The sequence below is a fragment of the Isoptericola sp. NPDC055881 genome, from assembly GCF_053615895.1.
Map to the genome: position 1 here is coordinate 1 of NZ_JBSHCR010000083.1, position 15,334 is coordinate 15,334.

The following is a 15,334-nucleotide window of genomic DNA, read 5'->3' on the forward strand; positions in this document are numbered from 1 at the left end:
GACAGGTTGTGCCAGAAGACGGTGTGGTTGGTGTGGCCGCCGAGGTTGAACGCGAGGTTCTTCTCGTGCAGGTTCACCGCGGCGAGGTCGCCGGAATCGCGGGCCTCGGCGAGCTTGTCGAGGGCGGTGTTGGCGCCCGCGACGTAGGTGGCGTGGTGCTTGTCGTGGTGCAGCTCCATGATCTTGCCGCTGATGTGCGGCTCCAGGGCGCTGTAGTCGTAGGGCAGGTCAGGGAGCGTGTAGACAGCCATGCTGAGATACCTCCGGTTGCTTGCCGCACGCCGTGGTCGGCATGCGGTGGGGACGTCGTCGAGCGCTGGGACCGGCGGGGCTCACCCGCCGGGGACGACGGAGGCCCGCGCACCCCGCCCGAGTGATCGGGGGAGGGGAGCGCGGGCCACCGTTCCAGCCTGCAGGAGACTCAGTGTTCCCGCTCGACGGAACCAGACCCCGAGACCAGCTCGGGGGTCTTGTCTGCCGGCTCGAGCTCGTCGTGCTCGCCGTGCGCGTGCGCCGCCGCCAGCTCGGCAGGAGTCACGGGCTCCACCCGGTCCTCGTAGAAGAACTGCGACAGCCGCTGCCACCGCTTGTCCATCTTGTAGCCCTTGCGCTTGACGCCGCGAGCGTCGCTGGCGGGCTCGATCTCGAGCGGTCGACGCGCCTCGTAGTTGACGCGCAGCCAACGCTCCTGCTCGTCGAGCGGCCGGTGGACCTCGATGTACTCGCCGTTCGCGAACCGGACGATGCGCCCGGTCTCGTGACCGTGGAGCACCAGCTCGCGGTCCTTGCGCTGGAGGCCGAGGCAGATTCGCTTGGTCACCCAGAAGGCGAAGACCGGCCCGGCGAAGAACAGCACCCGGAAGACCCACGTGATCGTGTTGATCGACAGCGAGAAGTGCGTGGCGATCAGGTCGTTCGACCCCGCCAGCGCCAGGATGACGAACGCCGTGAGGAACGCGACGCCCAGGCCGGTGCGGGTCGGGACGTTGCGCGGCCGGTCGAGCACGTGGTGCTCGCGGTGGTCGCCCGTCACCTTCGCCTCGAGGAAGGGGTACACGAACAGGAAGGTGAACAGCAGGCCGGGGATGATCACCGCCGGCACGAGGATGTTCAGCGAGAGCGTGTAGTCGCCCCACGTGACGATCTCCGCCTGGCCCGGCATGAGGCGCAGCGATCCCTCGAGGAACAGCATGTACCAGTCAGGCTGGGCGCCCGCGGACACCGGCGACGGGTCGTACGGGCCGTAGTTCCAGACGTTGTTGATCGCCAGCGTGCCGCCCATGAGGGCCAGGACGCCGAAGATGATGAAGAAGTTTCCACCCATCTTCGTGGCGAACGCCGGGACGGCCGGGTAGCCGACGACGTTGTTGTTGGTGCGGCCACCGCCCGGGTACTGCGTGTGCTTGTTCAGCACCATGAGGAACAGGTGCACGCCCACGAGAGCCAGGATCAGCGCCGGCACGAGCAGGATGTGCACGGTGAACAGGCGCGGGATGATGTGCTCGCCCGGGAACTCGCCGCCGAAGATGAAGTACGAGAGGTACGACCCGATGATCGGGATCGACTTCACGACGCCGTCGGTGATGCGCAGGCCGTTGCCGGAGAGCACGTCGTCCGGGAGCGAGTAGCCGGAGAAGCCGGCGAGGAGGCTCAGGATCATCAGCAGCGTGCCGACGAGCCAGTTGAGCTCACGCGGCTTGCGGAAGGCGCCGGTGAAGAAGACGCGCATCATGTGCACCACGATGCCGGCCACGAAGATCAGCGCCGACCAGTGGTGGATCTGCCGCATGAGCAGACCGCCGCGCACCTCGAACGACATGTCGAGCGTCGACGAGAAGGCCACCGACATCAGCTGGCCGTCCATGGTCGCCGGGGGGCCGTGGTACGTGGTGAGCGCCATCGACGGCTCGAAGAACATCGCCAGGAAGATGCCGGAGATGAGGAGCACGACGAACGAGAACAGCGCGATCTCGCCGAGCATGAACGACCAGTGGTCCGGGAAGACCTTGCGGACGAGCTGCTTGGTGAGCACGCCGATCTTGGTCCGCTGGTCGAGGTAGTCGGCGGTCTTGCCGATCGCGGTGGTCGGCTCCGCCGTGGCGGGGGGAGTAGTCGTGGTGCTCACTTCAGGCGCTCCCAGTAGCTCGGGCCGATGGGCTCGTTGAAGTCGTCCTCAGCTACAAGATACCCCTCGTCGTCAACGGTGATGGGCAGCTGCGGCAGCGGGCGCTTGGCCGGGCCGAAGACCACCTTGGCGCCGTCGGCGACGTCGAAGGTCGACTGGTGGCACGGGCACAGCAGGTGGTGCGTCTGCTGCTCGTAGAGGGCGACCGGGCACCCCACGTGGGTGCAGATCTTCGAGTAGGCCACGATGCCGTCGTACGAGGCGCCGGGGCGGTGGTCGCGCTTGAGGTCTCGCGGGTCCAGGCGGACGAGGAGGACCACGGACTTGGCCTTCTCGGTGATCCACTCGTGGGACTCGCGCTCCTCGGCGGACACGTCGGGGATGACGTGCGCGACGGAGCCGACCGTGAGGTCCGCCGCCTTGATCGGGCGGCCCGACGGGTCGTACGCGAGGCGGACGCCCTTCTTCCAGAGCGTGTGCCGGAACTTGTTCACGTTCCAGTCGCCGCCGACGCTCGAGACGAGCGGCACGGCGATGGTCAGCGGGAAGAGGGCCAGGGCCGAGACGACGGCGCCCTTGAGCACGGGACGACGGGCGATGCCCGAGTCCTCCAGGCCGTCCTTGAACTGCTGCTGGACGGCGCCGCGGACCTCCTCCGAGCTGCTGCTCGAGTGGCGCTCCTCGACGTACTCCTTGTTGGACATCAGGGTCTTGGCCCAGTGCACGGCGGCGAAGCCGATGCCGAACAGCGACACCGCGATCGCCACGCCGAGCAGCACGGTCGACATGCGCACGCCGGGCGTGGTGCCGTCCGGGCGCACGGCGAAGTAGGCCACGAGGGACCCGATGGTGCCGAGGCACGAGATCGCGAAGAGGATCGCGATGATCCGCTCGTTGCGCTTGGCGGCCTTCGGGTCGCTGTCCGCGAGACGCGGGTGGTGCGCCGGGACGCCCGGGTCGGCGAAGCGGTCGGACTGCGCGACCGTGCCGTTGCCGTGGTGCGGGGTCACGTCGTGCGACGGCCCCTGGGGGTTCTGGTTCTCGCTCACGAGGACTTTGCTCCGATCCACACAGCGCCGCCGATGATCAGGCCGATGCCGATGACCCAGGCCCACAGGCCCTCGCTGACCGGGCCGAGCGAGCCGAGGGTCAGGCCGCCCGCCGAACCCTGGTCCTGCTCGTCGAGGAACGCGATGATGTCGCGCTTCTCGTGAGGCGTGATGTTGGCGTCGTTGAACACCGGCATCGACTGCGGGCCGGTGAGCATGGCCTGGTACACGTTGCGGCTGGAGGTGTCCCACAGCGGCGGCGCGAACTTGCCCTCCGAGAGTGCGCCACCCGCGCCGACGGCGTTGTGGCACATCGCGCAGTTGGTGCGGAACAGGGCCATGCCGTTGGCCGGGTCGCCCTTGCTGCCGTCCACCTCCTGGTCGGTGGGGATGGCAGGACCGGCGCCGAGCGAGGCGACGTACGCGGCGAGCGCGGCCGTCTGCTCCTCGTCCATCTGCCGGGGCTTCGCCCTGGCCTGGGGGCCGTTCATCTGCATGGGCATCCGGCCGGTGGAGACCTGGAAGTCGACCGCGGCAGCGCCCACGCCGACCAGGGACGGCGCCTGGGAGGTGCCCTCCGCGTTCGGTCCGTGGCAGGTGGCGCAGTTGGCCTGGAAGAGCTTCTTCCCGGTCTCGATGTCCGCGGTGCTGGCGGTGTCGGCCTGGGCCGGGCTCGGGGCCAGGGCGGCGTAGACGCCGCCCGTGACCAGCAGCGCCAGCAGCAGCAGCACGACCGGCGCCAGCCGGTGGTGCCTGCGGGCGGCGAGTGCCTTCACGAAATGATCCTCGTCTCGCAGATCGAAGGTGCAGGGTCAGGACCGGCGCCGAAGCCGGCCCGGGGGGTTCAGCGCAGGAGGTAGATGACAGCGAAGAGGGCGATCCACACCACGTCGACGAAGTGCCAGTAGTAGGACGTGACGATCGCGGTCGTCGCCTCGTGGTGACCGAAGTTCCGGGCGGCGAAAGAGCGGCCCAGGAGGAACAGGAAGGCGATGAGGCCGCCGAGCACGTGGAGGCCGTGGAAGCCCGTGGTCAGGTAGAAGACCGAGCCGTACGGGCTGGACGAGATGGTCAGGCCCTCGTGCACCAGCTCGGTGTACTCGAAGATCTGGCCGCCGATGAAGAACGCACCCATGAGGTACGTCAGCGTCATCCACTCGTGCATGCCCCACTTGTTCACCTGCAGGATGGAGCCGGACCGCGCCGGCTTGAACCGCTCGGCGGCCCACACGCCCATCTGGCAGGTGGCCGACGACAGCACCAGCACGGTGGTGTTCAGCGTCGAGAAGGTGAGGTTGAGCTTGTCCGCCTGAGCGGCCCACTCCGCCTCGGGCATCACCGAGCGGACGGTGAAGTACATCGCGAAGAGGCCAGCGAAGAACATCAGCTCGCTGGCGAGCCAGACGATCGTCCCGACCGACACGGGGTTCGGACGGTTGACGCTCACGTGCTGGTGGGCATGGGGGGCAGCAGCCGTTGCGGTCGACACGTCAGCCATTATGGCCGACATGTGGCCGCTTCGAGCCACTCGTGTGGGCGCTGCGCGAAGTCGATGCGCACAGAATCTGCGGAAACTCGCCACTCTGCCACTACGAGGTGACGGATCGCCGGAGAGTGCCAGTAAAAGACCACGTTCGGCGACTGCCCGAGGTGACGCGAGTGTGCCACGATGCCAGCAAACGTCGACGTCCGGCGGCCGCGGGCCGGTACCGGTCGTCGTGTCCGTGCCCGGTGCCGTGCACGTCCACGAAGAGGAGCCTCGATGACGGATCAGACGACAGGTCTGACGACGGATCTGACGACGGACCACCCGAGCGACGGGGTCGAGCCCGCCGCCCCCGCGCGGGGACCGCGGATCCTGCTCTACAGCGACGACAGGACGGTGCGGGCGCAGGTGCGCGACGCGGTCGGGCCCCGCCTGCGCGCGCACGCCCCGGAGATCGCCTGGGCCGAGGTCGCGACCCCCGCCGCGGTGGTCGCCGCCGCCGACCGCGGCGGGTGGGACCTGCTCGTGCTCGACGGGGAGGCGGACAAGGCCGGCGGGATGGGTCTGTGCCGTCAGCTCAAGAACGAGGTGTACCGCTGCCCGCCCGTCGTGGTCCTCACCGGCAGGCCGGACGACGGATGGCTAGCATCGTGGTCGCTCGCCGACGCCGTGGTGCCGCGGCCGCTCGACGTGATCGAGCTGCAGCGCACGGTGGCCGGCCAGCTCGCCGCGACGGCCTGACCGACCGACCCTGAGGGTCGCACCAGGTGCGTCCGGACCGCGCGACCACCGAACCGGAGGAACCTGGTGCCCACGAACGACAGCCCCGTGCCCGCGCAGCCCGAGCAGACGTCGCCCGAGCAGACGTGGCCCGGCCTGCTCACGGAGCTCATCTCCGGCCACGACCTGAGCGCGCGGGACACCGCCTGGGCGATGGACGCGGTGATGTCGGGCGAGGTGTCGCCGGCCCGGCTCGCGGCCTTCCTCGTGGGGCTTCGGGCCAAGGGCGAGACGGTGGAGGAGCTGACCGGGCTCGCGGACACGATGCTGGCCCACGCGCGCCGCTTCACCGTCCCCGGCCCGAGCGTCGACATCGTCGGCAGCGGTGGCGACCGGGCGCACACGGTGAACATCTCCACCATGGCCGCGGTCGTCGTGGCGGGCACGGGCGTCAAGGTGGTGAAGCACGGCAACCGCGCCGCGTCCTCGTCGTCGGGCTCGGCCGACGTCCTCGAGGCGCTGGGGGTGCGCCTGGACCACGGTCCCGAGCGCGTCGCGGAGCTGGCGGAGCAGGTCGGCATCACGTTCTGCTTCGCGATGGTCTTCCACCCCTCGTTCCGGCACGCCGGCGTGGCGCGCAAGGAGCTCGGCGTCGCGACCGCCTTCAACTTCCTCGGTCCGCTGACCAACCCAGCGCAGCCCCGCGCCACGGCCGTCGGGGTCGCGGACGCCCGGATGGCGCCGCTGGTGGCAGGCGTCTTCGCCGCGCGGGGCACCCGGGCGCTCGTGTTCCGGGGCGACGACGGCCTGGACGAGCTCGCCGCGACGGGCGGATCGACGGTCTGGGAGGTCCGCGACGGTCAGGTCACCGAGGTGCGTCTCGACGCCGCGGCCGACCTCGGGCTGCGGCGCATCGACGTGGCCGACCTGCGCGGCGCCGACGCGAGCCACAACGCGGCGGTGGCGCGCGACGTCCTCACGGGCGTCGACCAGGGCCCGGTGCGCGAGACGGTGCTGCTCAACGCGGCGGCCGCCCTCGCCGCGGACGGCAGCCTGCCCGCCACGGACGCCGGCACGCTCGTGGAGCGGCTGTCGGCCGGCATCGGCCACGCTGCGCGCAGCATCGACGACGGCGCCGCCGCCCGCGTCCTGGAGCGCTGGGCCGCCGCGACGCAGGACTGACCCGCGGTCGGTGTCAGTCGTCGAGGCCGATCGCGAACGCCTGCTCCAGGTCCACGTTCGAGTAGGTGCGGAACGCGATGAGCGTCTCCGTGCGCACGACGCCCGGGACCTTGCTGATGCCGTCCGCGATGACGTCGGCCAGCTCCTCGTGCTCGCGCACCCGCACCATGGCGACGAGGTCGGCCTTGCCGGTGACGGAGTAGACCTCGCTGACCCCCTTGAGATCGGTGACCTTGGTGGCGACCTCGGGGATCTGGTCGGCCTCGGTGTCGATGAGCACGATGGCGGTCAGCATGCGGTCATCGTAGCCACGGCGGCGTGGTCCGCGACGCTCGCCGACACTGCCGCGAGGTCGACGTGGGCGGCGGCGGAGCGCGCCGGGCACGACCACGGGTCGCTGACGTGCACGAGGCGGACACCCGGCTCCTCGAGCCAGGCGAGCACCAGCGCGGCCTCCTCCGGGTGGCAGGCGGGTGCCGGCGCCACCGACGGGGCGACGACCTCGGCCGTGGCGCGCAGGGCGTCGACCACGGGGAGCGGGTCGTCGTCCGGGCCCGTCACCGCCGTGGCGGCGAGCCTGCCGTGCTTCACGACGACGAGCTCCCAGCCCCCGGCAGGCGTCGGTCGTGCGGCGACGAGCTCGGCGCACCGCGCGACGGGGTCGAGCCGCTGCGCACGGGCGGCGCCCTGGACGAACGCCCGGAGCCGGTGGGTGACCTGCCCGGCCTCCTCGAAGCGCTCCTGCGCGGCGAGCCGTGCGACCCGGGCGGCGAGCGCGTCGACGACGAGCGACGGGTCCCCGGTGAGGGCGGTGCGCGCGGCGTCCACGACAGCGTCGTACCCGACGTCGGCCGTACCCGTCGCGGTGCACGGGGCCGAGCACCTCCCCATCCCGGCGAGCGCGCACGGGCTGCCCGGGGTCCGCGCGACCCGCGGCAGCCGGGCGGTGCACTGCCGCAGCGGCAGGGCGTCGTGCAGGGCGTCCACCGCGGCCTGGGCCGCCTGTCGCGAGGTGAACGGACCGATGTGCGGGGCGCCCGCACGCACCTCCCGCACGACCGACAGCCGTGGGTAGGCCTCGTCGGTGAGGCGCACCCACGTCTGGCGCTCGGGATGCTTGGAGCGCCGGTTGTAGCGCGGGGCGTGCTCGGCGATGAGCCGCAGCTCGCGCACCTGCGCCTCGAGCGGTGTCGCGCAGACGACCGGAGTGACCGCGTGCGCGATGCGCACCATCTCCGTGATGCGGCTGCGCTTCTCGGCGGCCGTGAAGTACGACCGCACGCGCTTGCGCAGGTTCGTGGAGGTGCCGACGTACAGCACCTCCTCCCCGGGGCCGCGGAAGAGGTAGACGCCCGGTGCCTCGGGGAGGTCGTCGGCAAGGGTGCGCTTGCGGCGGACGTCGGGCGGCACGGGGTCCGCCGCGGTGGCGAGGTCCTCCAGGTGGGTGATCCCGAGGGGGGCCAGGCGCTCCAGGAGGGCGTGCAGCACGTCGACCGTCGCGCGCGCGTCCGCCAGCGCCCGGTGCTCGGGAGTCACCCGGGCGCGGAAGAGCGCCGCGAGCGTGGAGAGCTTGTGGTTCGGTGCCTCGTCGCGCGTGACGACGCGCCGCGCGAGCGGCACCGTGTCCACCACACGGAACCCTGGCCAGTCGTAGCCCAGGCGGTCGCACGCGGCCCGCAGGAAGCCGACGTCGAACGGGGCGTTGTGCGCCACCAGCACGGCGTCGCGCGCGAACTCCAGGAAGCTCGGCAGGACGAGCTCGACCGGGGGAGCGGTCGCAACCATCGACGACGTGATGCCCGTGAGCCGGGCCACGAAGGCCGGCACCGGATGCCCCGGGTTGACGAGCGACTGGAGCTCGCCGAGGACCTCGCCGGCCTGCACCTTCACCGCGCCGATCTCGGTGATCCCGCCGTCGGAGGCTCGTCCGCCCGTGGTCTCGAGGTCGACGACGACGAAGGTGACGTCGCGCAGCGGGGTGCCGAGGTCCTCGAAGGACGGCTGGAGCGCCGTCGGGCTCGGCGCGGGCGGGGTGGTGCTCGGCATGCCGGGACCGTAACGAGGACCACCGACAGGCATCGACCGTGCTGACCTGATCCTCAAGACACGGTCTTGAGGATCAAGTCAGCACGGTCGGTGCTGTGGCGGTTCCGGTCAGCTCGCGGACTTCTGCCGCGTGTCGACGTACAGCTCGTCGATCTCGGTCGCGAAGTCCTTGACGAACACGTGCCGGCGCACGCTCTGCTTGGGGGTGAGGTAGCCGTTCTCGACGGTGAGGTCGCCCGGGAGCACGGCGAACTTGCGGATCGACTCCGCCTTCGACACGGCTTGGTTCGCCCGGGTGACGGCGGCGTCGAGGGCGGCGAGGACGTCGGGGTCGGTGGCGGCCTGCTCAGGCGGCATCTCCGGCTTCCCGTGCATCTTCAGCCAGCCCGGCAGGCCCTCGGCGTCCAGGGTGACCAGCGCGGCGATGAAGGGCCGGTTGTCGCCGACCACGACGCACTGGCTCACCAGGGCGTGGGCGCGGATCCGGTCCTCCAGCATCGCGGGGGCGACGTTCTTGCCGCCCGCGGTCACGATGATCTCCTTCTTGCGGCCCGTGATGGTGAGGAAGCCGTCGTCGTCGAGGACGCCGAGGTCGCCGCTGCGGAACCAGCCGTCGTCGAACGCCTCGGCGGTCGCCTGCGGGTTGTTGTGATAGCCGCGGAACACCTGGATGCCGCGCAGGAGCACCTCGCCGTCCGGTGCGATGCGCACCCCGCAGCCGGGCAGCTGGGGTCCGACCGAGCCGATCTTGATCGCGTCGGGACGGTTCACGCTGGTGGGTGCCGTGGTCTCGGTGAGGCCGTAGCCCTCGAGGATCGTGACGCCCAGGCCACGGAAGAAGTGGCCGAGCCGCTCGCCGAGCGGTCCGCCGCCGGAGACCGCGTACTGGGCCTGGCCGCCGAGCACCGCGCGCAGCTTCGAGAACACCAGCGTGTCCGCGACCTTGTGCTGCAGACGCAGCCACAACGACGGCCCGGACGGGGTGTCGAGGGCGCGGGAGTACGCGATGCCGGTGGCGGCGGCCCAGTGGAAGATCTTGAGCTTGCCGCCCGCCGCGGCGCTCTGCTCGGCCGCGTTGTAGACCTTCTCGAAGACCCGCGGCACCGCGAGGATGTAGGTGGGCCGGAACGCGCCGAGGCCCGCGGTGACGGTCTTCAGGTCGCCCCAGTGCCCGAGCACCGTGCCGCTCGCGATGGCGAGGATCTCGATGTAGCGGGCGAACACGTGCGCGAGGGGGAGGAAGAGCAGCGTGCGCCCGCCGTCCTTGAAGACGTCCGGGACGGCCGCCACCGCGTTCACCCCGAGCAGCGCGAGGTTCCCGTGGGTGATCTCGGCGCCCTTGGGCGTGCCCGTGGTGCCGGAGGTGTAGATGATGGTCGCGACGTCGGCGAGGTCCGCGATCGCCCGGCGGCGCACGATCTCCTCGTCGGGCACCTCGGCGCCGGCGGCGGTGAGCGCGGCGATCGCGCCGCTCTCGAGCTCGAGGACCTCGCGCAGGGCGGGGGCGCGGTCGGAGACCTCGGCGACGGTGGCGGCGAGGCCCGCGTCCTCCACCACGAGGAGCGTGATCCCGGAGTCGGTGAGGATCCACTCGACCTGCTCGGCAGAGGACGTCTCGTAGATCGGGACGGGCACTGCGCCGGCGGCCCACGCGGCGAAGTCGAGGAGCGTCCACTCGTAGCGCGTGTGGGACATGATGCCGACGGGGTCCCCGGGCTGCACGCCCTTCGCCACGAGCCCCTTGGCGACGGCCACCACCTCGGCGTCGAACTGTGCGCCCGAGACCGGCTCCCAGCCGTCACCGGCGGGCCGCTCGGCGAGGGTGGCGCTCGGGTCGCTCGCCACGCGGGTGGCGAGGAGGTCGTTGAGGTTCGACGTGGCAGGCAGCTCGACCGCCTGCGGGATGGTGATCTCGTCCATGCTGACTCCATCGTCCATGCTGTGCATTTGCCGGGGGTTCGGTCCCAGCTGGTCACGATACCGGGTCTCACCCGAGGTCCAGGACACGGTTCGGTGACGGACGAGCGTCGCACCCTCTCGGTGGTGGTGGCTAGTCTGGACCCTGCGCGCACCGCGCGCCCCCGAGCCGCTCGGCGAACGGGTGACGCGCCGCACGGACGCGGCGTCCCGACACATGAACGTGAGGTCCCTGCATGCACGCCATCGGAGTCGACATCGGCGGCACGAAGATTGCCGTGGGTGTGGTGGACGAGGCGGGCACGATCCTCGCGAAGGTACGCCGCGAGACGGCCGCCGACGACGTCGCCGGCATCGACCGTGCCATCGCCGACGCGTGCGCCGAGCTGGCCAAGGAGCACGAGGTCGGGGCGATCGGGCTCGCGGCGGCCGGCTTCGTCAGCCCGGACCGCCGGTCGGTGCAGTTCGCGCCGAACATCGCCTGGCGCGAGTACCCGCTGGCCGAGCGCCTCGAGGGCCTGCTCGACCTCGACGTGCCGGTGGTGGTGGAGAACGACGCGAACGCCGCCGGCTGGGCGGAGTTCCGCTTCGGTGCTGCCCGAGAGGCGACCGACATGCTGATGCTCACGGTCGGCACGGGGCTCGGCGGGGCGATCGTGGTGGACCGCGAGCTGGTCCGCGGCAAGTGGGGCGTGGCCGCCGAGGTCGGTCACATGCGCGTCGTGCCCGGCGGTCACTACTGCGGGTGCGGGCACGAGGGGTGCTGGGAGCAGTACGCGTCCGGCACCGCGCTCGTGCGCGACGCCCGCCAGGCTGCGATCGCGCAGCCCGACCGTGCCACCCGGCTCCTGGAGCTCGCCGGCGGCGAGACCGGCGGGATCGAGGGGCCGCACGTCACGAAGGCCGCGCAGGAGGGTGACGAGCTCGCCGTCGAGCTCCTGGCGACCCTCGGTCGCTGGATCGGGGAGGGGTCGGCGTCCGTGGCTGCCCTGCTGGACCCGGAGCTGATCGTCATCGGCGGCGGCGTCGGCGCGGCCGGCGACCTGCTGCTCCTGCCCGTGCGCAAGGCCTACGAGGCGCAGCTCTCCGCCCTCGGACACCGGCCGGTGGCCCAGATCGAGCTCGCCGAGCACGGCAACGAGGCCGGCATCATCGGTGCCGCCGACCTCGCGCGCCGCTGACTCGACGCTGAAGCGACCCTGGCGCGACCGTGGCGCGACCCTGCCCACGGTCTCGACGGCGGCCGTGACCGCAGCTCTCGACCGCGTCCCGGTTCAGACGACGGCGCCCGTGCCGTGGTCGTCCGGGTCGCGGCGGTGCGGCATGCGCCAGATCAGCACGCCGAGCGCGACGAGGAACAGCAGCCCGGCGACCGGCCCGGACCAGGTCGGGATGCGGAGCGAGGGCGCTGCGGCGCGCACGACGACCCCCACGACCACCAGCACGGGGATCACGACCACGAGGGCCCACGCCAGGGTCAGCAGCGGGTCGCGGGACAGGACCGCTTCCGGCTCCGGCGGCGTGAAATGAGACTCCGTCTCCTCGAGCGCCTCGACCTCGGGCGTGACCGGCCAGTCGCGAGGGCCGGTACCGGTGGCTCCCGTCGCGCCGGGAGCGTCTGCTGGGGTCGGACCCGCCTGCGCCCCGCGGTCGGCGCCGCCGCGGGCGTCGTCGCCGAGGGGGCCGAGCTGCGCGACGATGTCCGCCCAGCGCGCCTCGACGGCGTCGTCGGGCAGGTCGTCGTCCGGCAGGTCCGGTTCGGCGTCCGGGTTCGGTACGGGCATGGGTTCACTCTATTGTCGTGGACGATGCTTCGTGTCGGTGGCGACTCCCGCCGGCGCCAGGGCCGTCGCAGGCGGACCGCTGACGGGGCGCTGTCGGCACTGGGCGAGGAGGACAGTTGTTCTACTGGGTGATGAAGAACGTGGTGGTGGGGCCGTGGCTCCGGCTGGCGTTCCGCCCCTGGACCAAGGGCGTGGAGCACATCCCGTCCTCGGGTCCGGCGATCCTGGCGAGCAACCACCTCGCGGTCATCGACTCGTTCGTGCTGCCGCTCGTCGTGGACCGGCAGGTGCAGTTCCTGGGCAAGTCGGACTACTTCACGGGCGGGGGCGTGCGCGGCCGGATGGTGGCCGGCTTCATGCGCGGGGTGGGCACCATCCCGGTGGACCGGTCGGGCGGCAAGGCCAGCGAGGCGGCCCTGCGCACGGGGCTGCGCGTGCTCGACGAGGGTGACCTGTTCGGCATCTACCCCGAGGGCACGCGCAGCCCGGACGGCCGGCTGTACCGCGGCAAGACCGGTGTCGCGCGTCTCGCGCTCGAGTCCGGCGCGCCCGTCGTCCCGGTCGCGATGGTGGGCACCGACGTGGCGCAACCGCTGGGACGGTCGGTCCCGAAGCCGATGCCCATCGGCATCGTGTTCGGGGAGCCGCTCGACTTCAGCCGTTACCGCGGGATGGAGAACGACAGGTTCGTCCTGCGGTCCGTGACCGACGAGATCATGTACGCCATCCTGCGACTGTCCGACCAGGAGTACGTCGACGTGTACGCGGCCACGATGAAGGCCCGGCTCGCGGCCGCGGCACAGCATCCCGCCTCGCCCGACGAGCCCCCTCAGGAGCCCGCCGCGGCCCCCTGAGGCTCCTGCGCGCGACCGGCGTCCCGCTCACGCCACCCGGAGCCGGATCCACGCGTCCGGCGGCAGGTCGCGGCCGTCCGGCACCGCGCGGTGCTCGAGCGCCCAGCGGTCGCCCGCGACGTCTGCCGCGACCCGCGGCCAGAACGCTGCCGCGGCCGGGTTCGCGTCCTGGAACGCGATCTCCCACGTACCCGGCGTGCGCCGCAGCACGTCGGCGGCGACGGCACGGCCGACGCCGTGCCGGCGGGCGGCTCGCGCGACGAAGAACGCGGACAGCACCCGCACGGGGGAGTCGACGCCCCGGACCAGGGCGAACGCCACCGGCCGGCCGTCCACGGCGGCGAGGTGCGCGCACCAGCCGGGTGCACCGTCGAGGGCTGCGCGCAGACGCTCGTCGCGGAAGCGGCCGTCGGGGCGCGGCAGCTCCCCGGTGACGTCGGAGAGGTCGTGGCGGAAGAGCGCCCAGAGTCGCTCGAGGACGTCGGCGTCGGCCGCGGTGGCGGTGCGGACGTCGGGGCGGGGGTGAGAAGAAGTCGTCATACGCAAGAACCTCCCCGTCGGACGACGGGAAGGTTCTGCGGACATCATCTCACGGGCCCAGGCCGGCGGGCAGGGCCGTTCGCCCGGCGGACGGCCGGAGCCGGCCCCCTGGCGGTGCTCCTAGGATGGGAGGGATCCCGTCCCCCACCGAGAGGTAGCCCCTGTCATGTCGGTTCGTCGCGTGGCTCTCCTGACCGCCGGCGGCTTCGCGCCCTGCCTGTCCTCCGCCGTCGGCGGCCTCATCGAGCGCTACACGGAGCTCGACCCGTCGATCGAGATCATCGCCTACCAGTACGGCTACCACGGGCTCCTCACGGGCACGAAGATCGTGGTCGACGACGAGGCCCGCAAGCAGGCCGGCATCCTGCACCGTTTCGGCGGCTCGCCCATCGGCAACTCTCGCGTCAAGCTCACCAACGCCGCGGACTGCGTCAAGCGCGGGCTCGTGCAGGAGGGCCAGAACCCGCTCGAGGTCGCCGCCGAGCAGCTCAAAGCCGACGGTGTCGACGTGCTGCACACCATCGGCGGTGACGACACCAACACCACGGCCGCGGACCTTGCTGCCTACCTCCACGACAACGGCTACGAGCTCACCGTGGTCGGCCTGCCCAAGACGATCGACAACGACGTGGTGCCCATCCGCCAGTCGCTCGGCGCCTGGACGGCGGCCGAGGAGGCCGCGGGCTTCGCCGCGAACGTCATCGGGGAGCACCGCTCCGGCCCGCGCATGCTCATCGTGCACGAGGTCATGGGCCGCCACTGCGGCTGGCTCACCGCGGCCACCGCGAAGGAGTACCGCAAGTGGCTCGACGCGCAGGAGTGGGCGCCCGCCCTCGGCCTGACGCGCGAGCGCTGGGACGTGCACGCGGTCTTCCTGCCCGAGCTCGAGATCGACATCGACGCCGAGGCCGCGCGCCTGCGCGCCGTCATGGACGAGATCGGCAACGTCAACATCTTCCTGTCGGAGGGTGCGGGCATGAACGAGATCGTCGAGCAGCTCGAGGCCGCCGGCGAGGAGGTCCCGCGCGACCCGTTCGGCCACGTCAAGCTCGACACCATCAACCCGGGCCAGTGGTTCGCGAAGCAGTTCGCGGAGAAGCTGGGCGCCGAGAAGGTCATGGTGCAGAAGTCGGGCTACTACTCGCGCGCCGCGGCGGCGAACGCCGAGGACCTGCGCCTCATCAAGTCGATGACGGACCTCGCGGTCGAGTGCGCCCTGCGCGGCGAGGCCGGCGTCATCGGGCACGACGAGGAGGACGGCGACCGCCTCAAGGCGATCGCGTTCCCCCGCATCGCGGGTGGCAAGGCGTTCGACGTCAGCCAGGAGTGGTTCGGCGAGATCCTCGCGGGCATCGGCCAGCCGCTGGTCCCCGCGAAGCCCGCCGCGCACTGACGACCCCACCCCGCCGCCACCGGCCCGCACCGACCCAGGAGCAGCCCGCATGACCACCGCCGTCGAGACCGTGGCACCCGGGAGCGACCCCGCAGGCCTGGACAGGTTCCGGGCGCTCGAGGCGCGCCAGCAGCCCACGTGGCCGGACGCCGACGCGCTCGCGGCGGTGGCGGGGAGGCTCTCGCAGGCGGCGCCGCTCGTGGTGCCGGCCGAGGCGAGGCGGCTCACGGAGCGCCTC

Annotated in this window: 16 protein-coding genes; 6 read left to right on the plus strand and 10 right to left on the minus strand. The window is 71.8% G+C overall.

Annotated features, from left to right (window positions below):
• The 5 genes from ACWGKI_RS18410 to ctaE form a co-directional block, all read right to left on the minus strand.
• Positions 1–251, minus strand: a 251-nt coding sequence (locus ACWGKI_RS18410) for a superoxide dismutase (RefSeq protein WP_452188938.1), incomplete at its 3' end; no start/stop codon positions are given.
• Positions 252–421: 170 nt separating this feature from the next.
• Entirely contained in the window at positions 422–2,125 is a 1,704-nt protein-coding gene (qcrB, locus tag ACWGKI_RS18415) for a cytochrome bc1 complex cytochrome b subunit (protein WP_380245006.1), read from the minus strand.
• Positions 2,122–3,174 carry a cytochrome bc1 complex Rieske iron-sulfur subunit gene (qcrA, locus tag ACWGKI_RS18420; RefSeq protein ID WP_380245005.1) on the minus strand — a complete coding sequence of 351 codons (1,053 nt, stop codon included), beginning with the start codon at positions 3,172–3,174 and terminating at the stop codon, positions 2,122–2,124. The genes qcrB and qcrA overlap by 4 nt, the downstream gene beginning before the upstream one ends.
• Entirely contained in the window at positions 3,171–3,950 is a 780-nt protein-coding gene (qcrC, locus tag ACWGKI_RS18425) for a cytochrome bc1 complex diheme cytochrome c subunit (protein ID WP_452188941.1), read from the minus strand. Before qcrC ends, qcrA begins: the two co-directional genes overlap by 4 nt.
• Positions 3,951–4,018: 68 nt before the next feature.
• Positions 4,019–4,672, minus strand: a complete 654-nt coding sequence (ctaE, locus tag ACWGKI_RS18430) for an aa3-type cytochrome oxidase subunit III (protein ID WP_452188943.1) — start codon at positions 4,670–4,672, stop codon at positions 4,019–4,021.
• A 264-nt stretch (positions 4,673–4,936) separates the two neighbouring features.
• Between ctaE and ACWGKI_RS18435 the strand changes: the two genes are divergently transcribed.
• Positions 4,937–5,401, plus strand: a complete 465-nt coding sequence (locus ACWGKI_RS18435; protein ID WP_452188945.1) for a hypothetical protein — start codon at positions 4,937–4,939, stop codon at positions 5,399–5,401.
• 66 nt (positions 5,402–5,467) lie between these two features.
• On the plus strand, positions 5,468–6,562 hold the full coding sequence (gene trpD / locus ACWGKI_RS18440) for an anthranilate phosphoribosyltransferase (RefSeq protein WP_452188946.1): 1,095 nt from the start codon (positions 5,468–5,470) through the stop codon (positions 6,560–6,562).
• 13 nt (positions 6,563–6,575) lie between these two features.
• On the opposite strand, the gene ACWGKI_RS18445 is transcribed toward trpD, so the two are convergent.
• From ACWGKI_RS18445 to ACWGKI_RS18455, 3 genes are all read right to left on the minus strand, one after another.
• Positions 6,576–6,857, minus strand: coding sequence for an Lrp/AsnC family transcriptional regulator (locus ACWGKI_RS18445; protein WP_380245000.1), 282 nt, complete (start codon positions 6,855–6,857; stop codon positions 6,576–6,578).
• Positions 6,851–8,608 (minus strand): DEDD exonuclease domain-containing protein, encoded by a 1,758-nt coding sequence (locus ACWGKI_RS18450; RefSeq protein ID WP_452188949.1) that lies wholly within the window; start codon positions 8,606–8,608, stop codon positions 6,851–6,853. Before ACWGKI_RS18450 ends, ACWGKI_RS18445 begins: the two co-directional genes overlap by 7 nt.
• Before the next feature lie 108 nt (positions 8,609–8,716).
• Positions 8,717–10,528 (minus strand): AMP-dependent synthetase/ligase, encoded by a 1,812-nt coding sequence (locus ACWGKI_RS18455; RefSeq protein ID WP_380245266.1) that lies wholly within the window; start codon positions 10,526–10,528, stop codon positions 8,717–8,719.
• A 233-nt stretch (positions 10,529–10,761) separates the two neighbouring features.
• On the opposite strand from ACWGKI_RS18455, the gene ACWGKI_RS18460 reads away from it, so the two are divergent.
• Positions 10,762–11,706: an ROK family glucokinase gene (locus ACWGKI_RS18460; RefSeq protein ID WP_380245267.1), complete on the plus strand. Its 945-nt coding sequence runs from the start codon at positions 10,762–10,764 to the stop codon at positions 11,704–11,706.
• Positions 11,707–11,799: 93 nt separating this feature from the next.
• Here the strand turns inward: ACWGKI_RS18460 and ACWGKI_RS18465 are convergent, their stop codons facing one another.
• Complete coding sequence (locus tag ACWGKI_RS18465) at positions 11,800–12,309, minus strand: hypothetical protein (RefSeq protein WP_380245268.1); 510 nt, start codon at positions 12,307–12,309, stop codon at positions 11,800–11,802.
• Between the two features lie 116 nt (positions 12,310–12,425).
• Between ACWGKI_RS18465 and ACWGKI_RS18470 the strand changes: the two genes are divergently transcribed.
• Positions 12,426–13,163, plus strand: coding sequence for a lysophospholipid acyltransferase family protein (locus ACWGKI_RS18470; RefSeq protein ID WP_380245269.1), 738 nt, complete (start codon positions 12,426–12,428; stop codon positions 13,161–13,163).
• Between the two features lie 27 nt (positions 13,164–13,190).
• Here the strand turns inward: ACWGKI_RS18470 and ACWGKI_RS18475 are convergent, their stop codons facing one another.
• Complete coding sequence (locus tag ACWGKI_RS18475) at positions 13,191–13,703, minus strand: GNAT family N-acetyltransferase (protein ID WP_452188952.1); 513 nt, start codon at positions 13,701–13,703, stop codon at positions 13,191–13,193.
• Between the two features lie 166 nt (positions 13,704–13,869).
• Between ACWGKI_RS18475 and ACWGKI_RS18480 the strand changes: the two genes are divergently transcribed.
• On the plus strand, positions 13,870–15,096 hold the full coding sequence (locus tag ACWGKI_RS18480) for a pyrophosphate--fructose-6-phosphate 1-phosphotransferase (protein ID WP_380245271.1): 1,227 nt from the start codon (positions 13,870–13,872) through the stop codon (positions 15,094–15,096).
• 49 nt (positions 15,097–15,145) lie between these two features.
• On the plus strand, positions 15,146–15,334 hold a 189-nt coding region (locus ACWGKI_RS18485), incomplete at its 3' end, for a 3-deoxy-7-phosphoheptulonate synthase (protein WP_452188954.1).

Excerpts from the sequence above, each read along its gene's own strand:
- ACWGKI_RS18435 (WP_452188945.1), top strand. The coding sequence starts at position 4,937 with ATGACGGATCAGACGACAGGTCTGACGACGGATCTGACGACGGACCAC.
- ACWGKI_RS18455 (WP_380245266.1), bottom strand. The coding sequence starts at position 10,528 with ATGGACGAGATCACCATCCCGCAGGCGGTCGAGCTGCCTGCCACGTCG.
- ctaE (WP_452188943.1), bottom strand. The coding sequence starts at position 4,672 with ATGGCTGACGTGTCGACCGCAACGGCTGCTGCCCCCCATGCCCACCAG.
- ACWGKI_RS18480 (WP_380245271.1), top strand. The coding sequence starts at position 13,870 with ATGTCGGTTCGTCGCGTGGCTCTCCTGACCGCCGGCGGCTTCGCGCCC.
- ACWGKI_RS18460 (WP_380245267.1), top strand. The coding sequence starts at position 10,762 with ATGCACGCCATCGGAGTCGACATCGGCGGCACGAAGATTGCCGTGGGT.
- ACWGKI_RS18465 (WP_380245268.1), bottom strand. The coding sequence starts at position 12,309 with ATGCCCGTACCGAACCCGGACGCCGAACCGGACCTGCCGGACGACGAC.
- ACWGKI_RS18475 (WP_452188952.1), bottom strand. The coding sequence starts at position 13,703 with ATGACGACTTCTTCTCACCCCCGCCCCGACGTCCGCACCGCCACCGCG.
- ACWGKI_RS18450 (WP_452188949.1), bottom strand. The coding sequence starts at position 8,608 with ATGCCGAGCACCACCCCGCCCGCGCCGAGCCCGACGGCGCTCCAGCCG.
- ACWGKI_RS18445 (WP_380245000.1), bottom strand. The coding sequence starts at position 6,857 with ATGCTGACCGCCATCGTGCTCATCGACACCGAGGCCGACCAGATCCCC.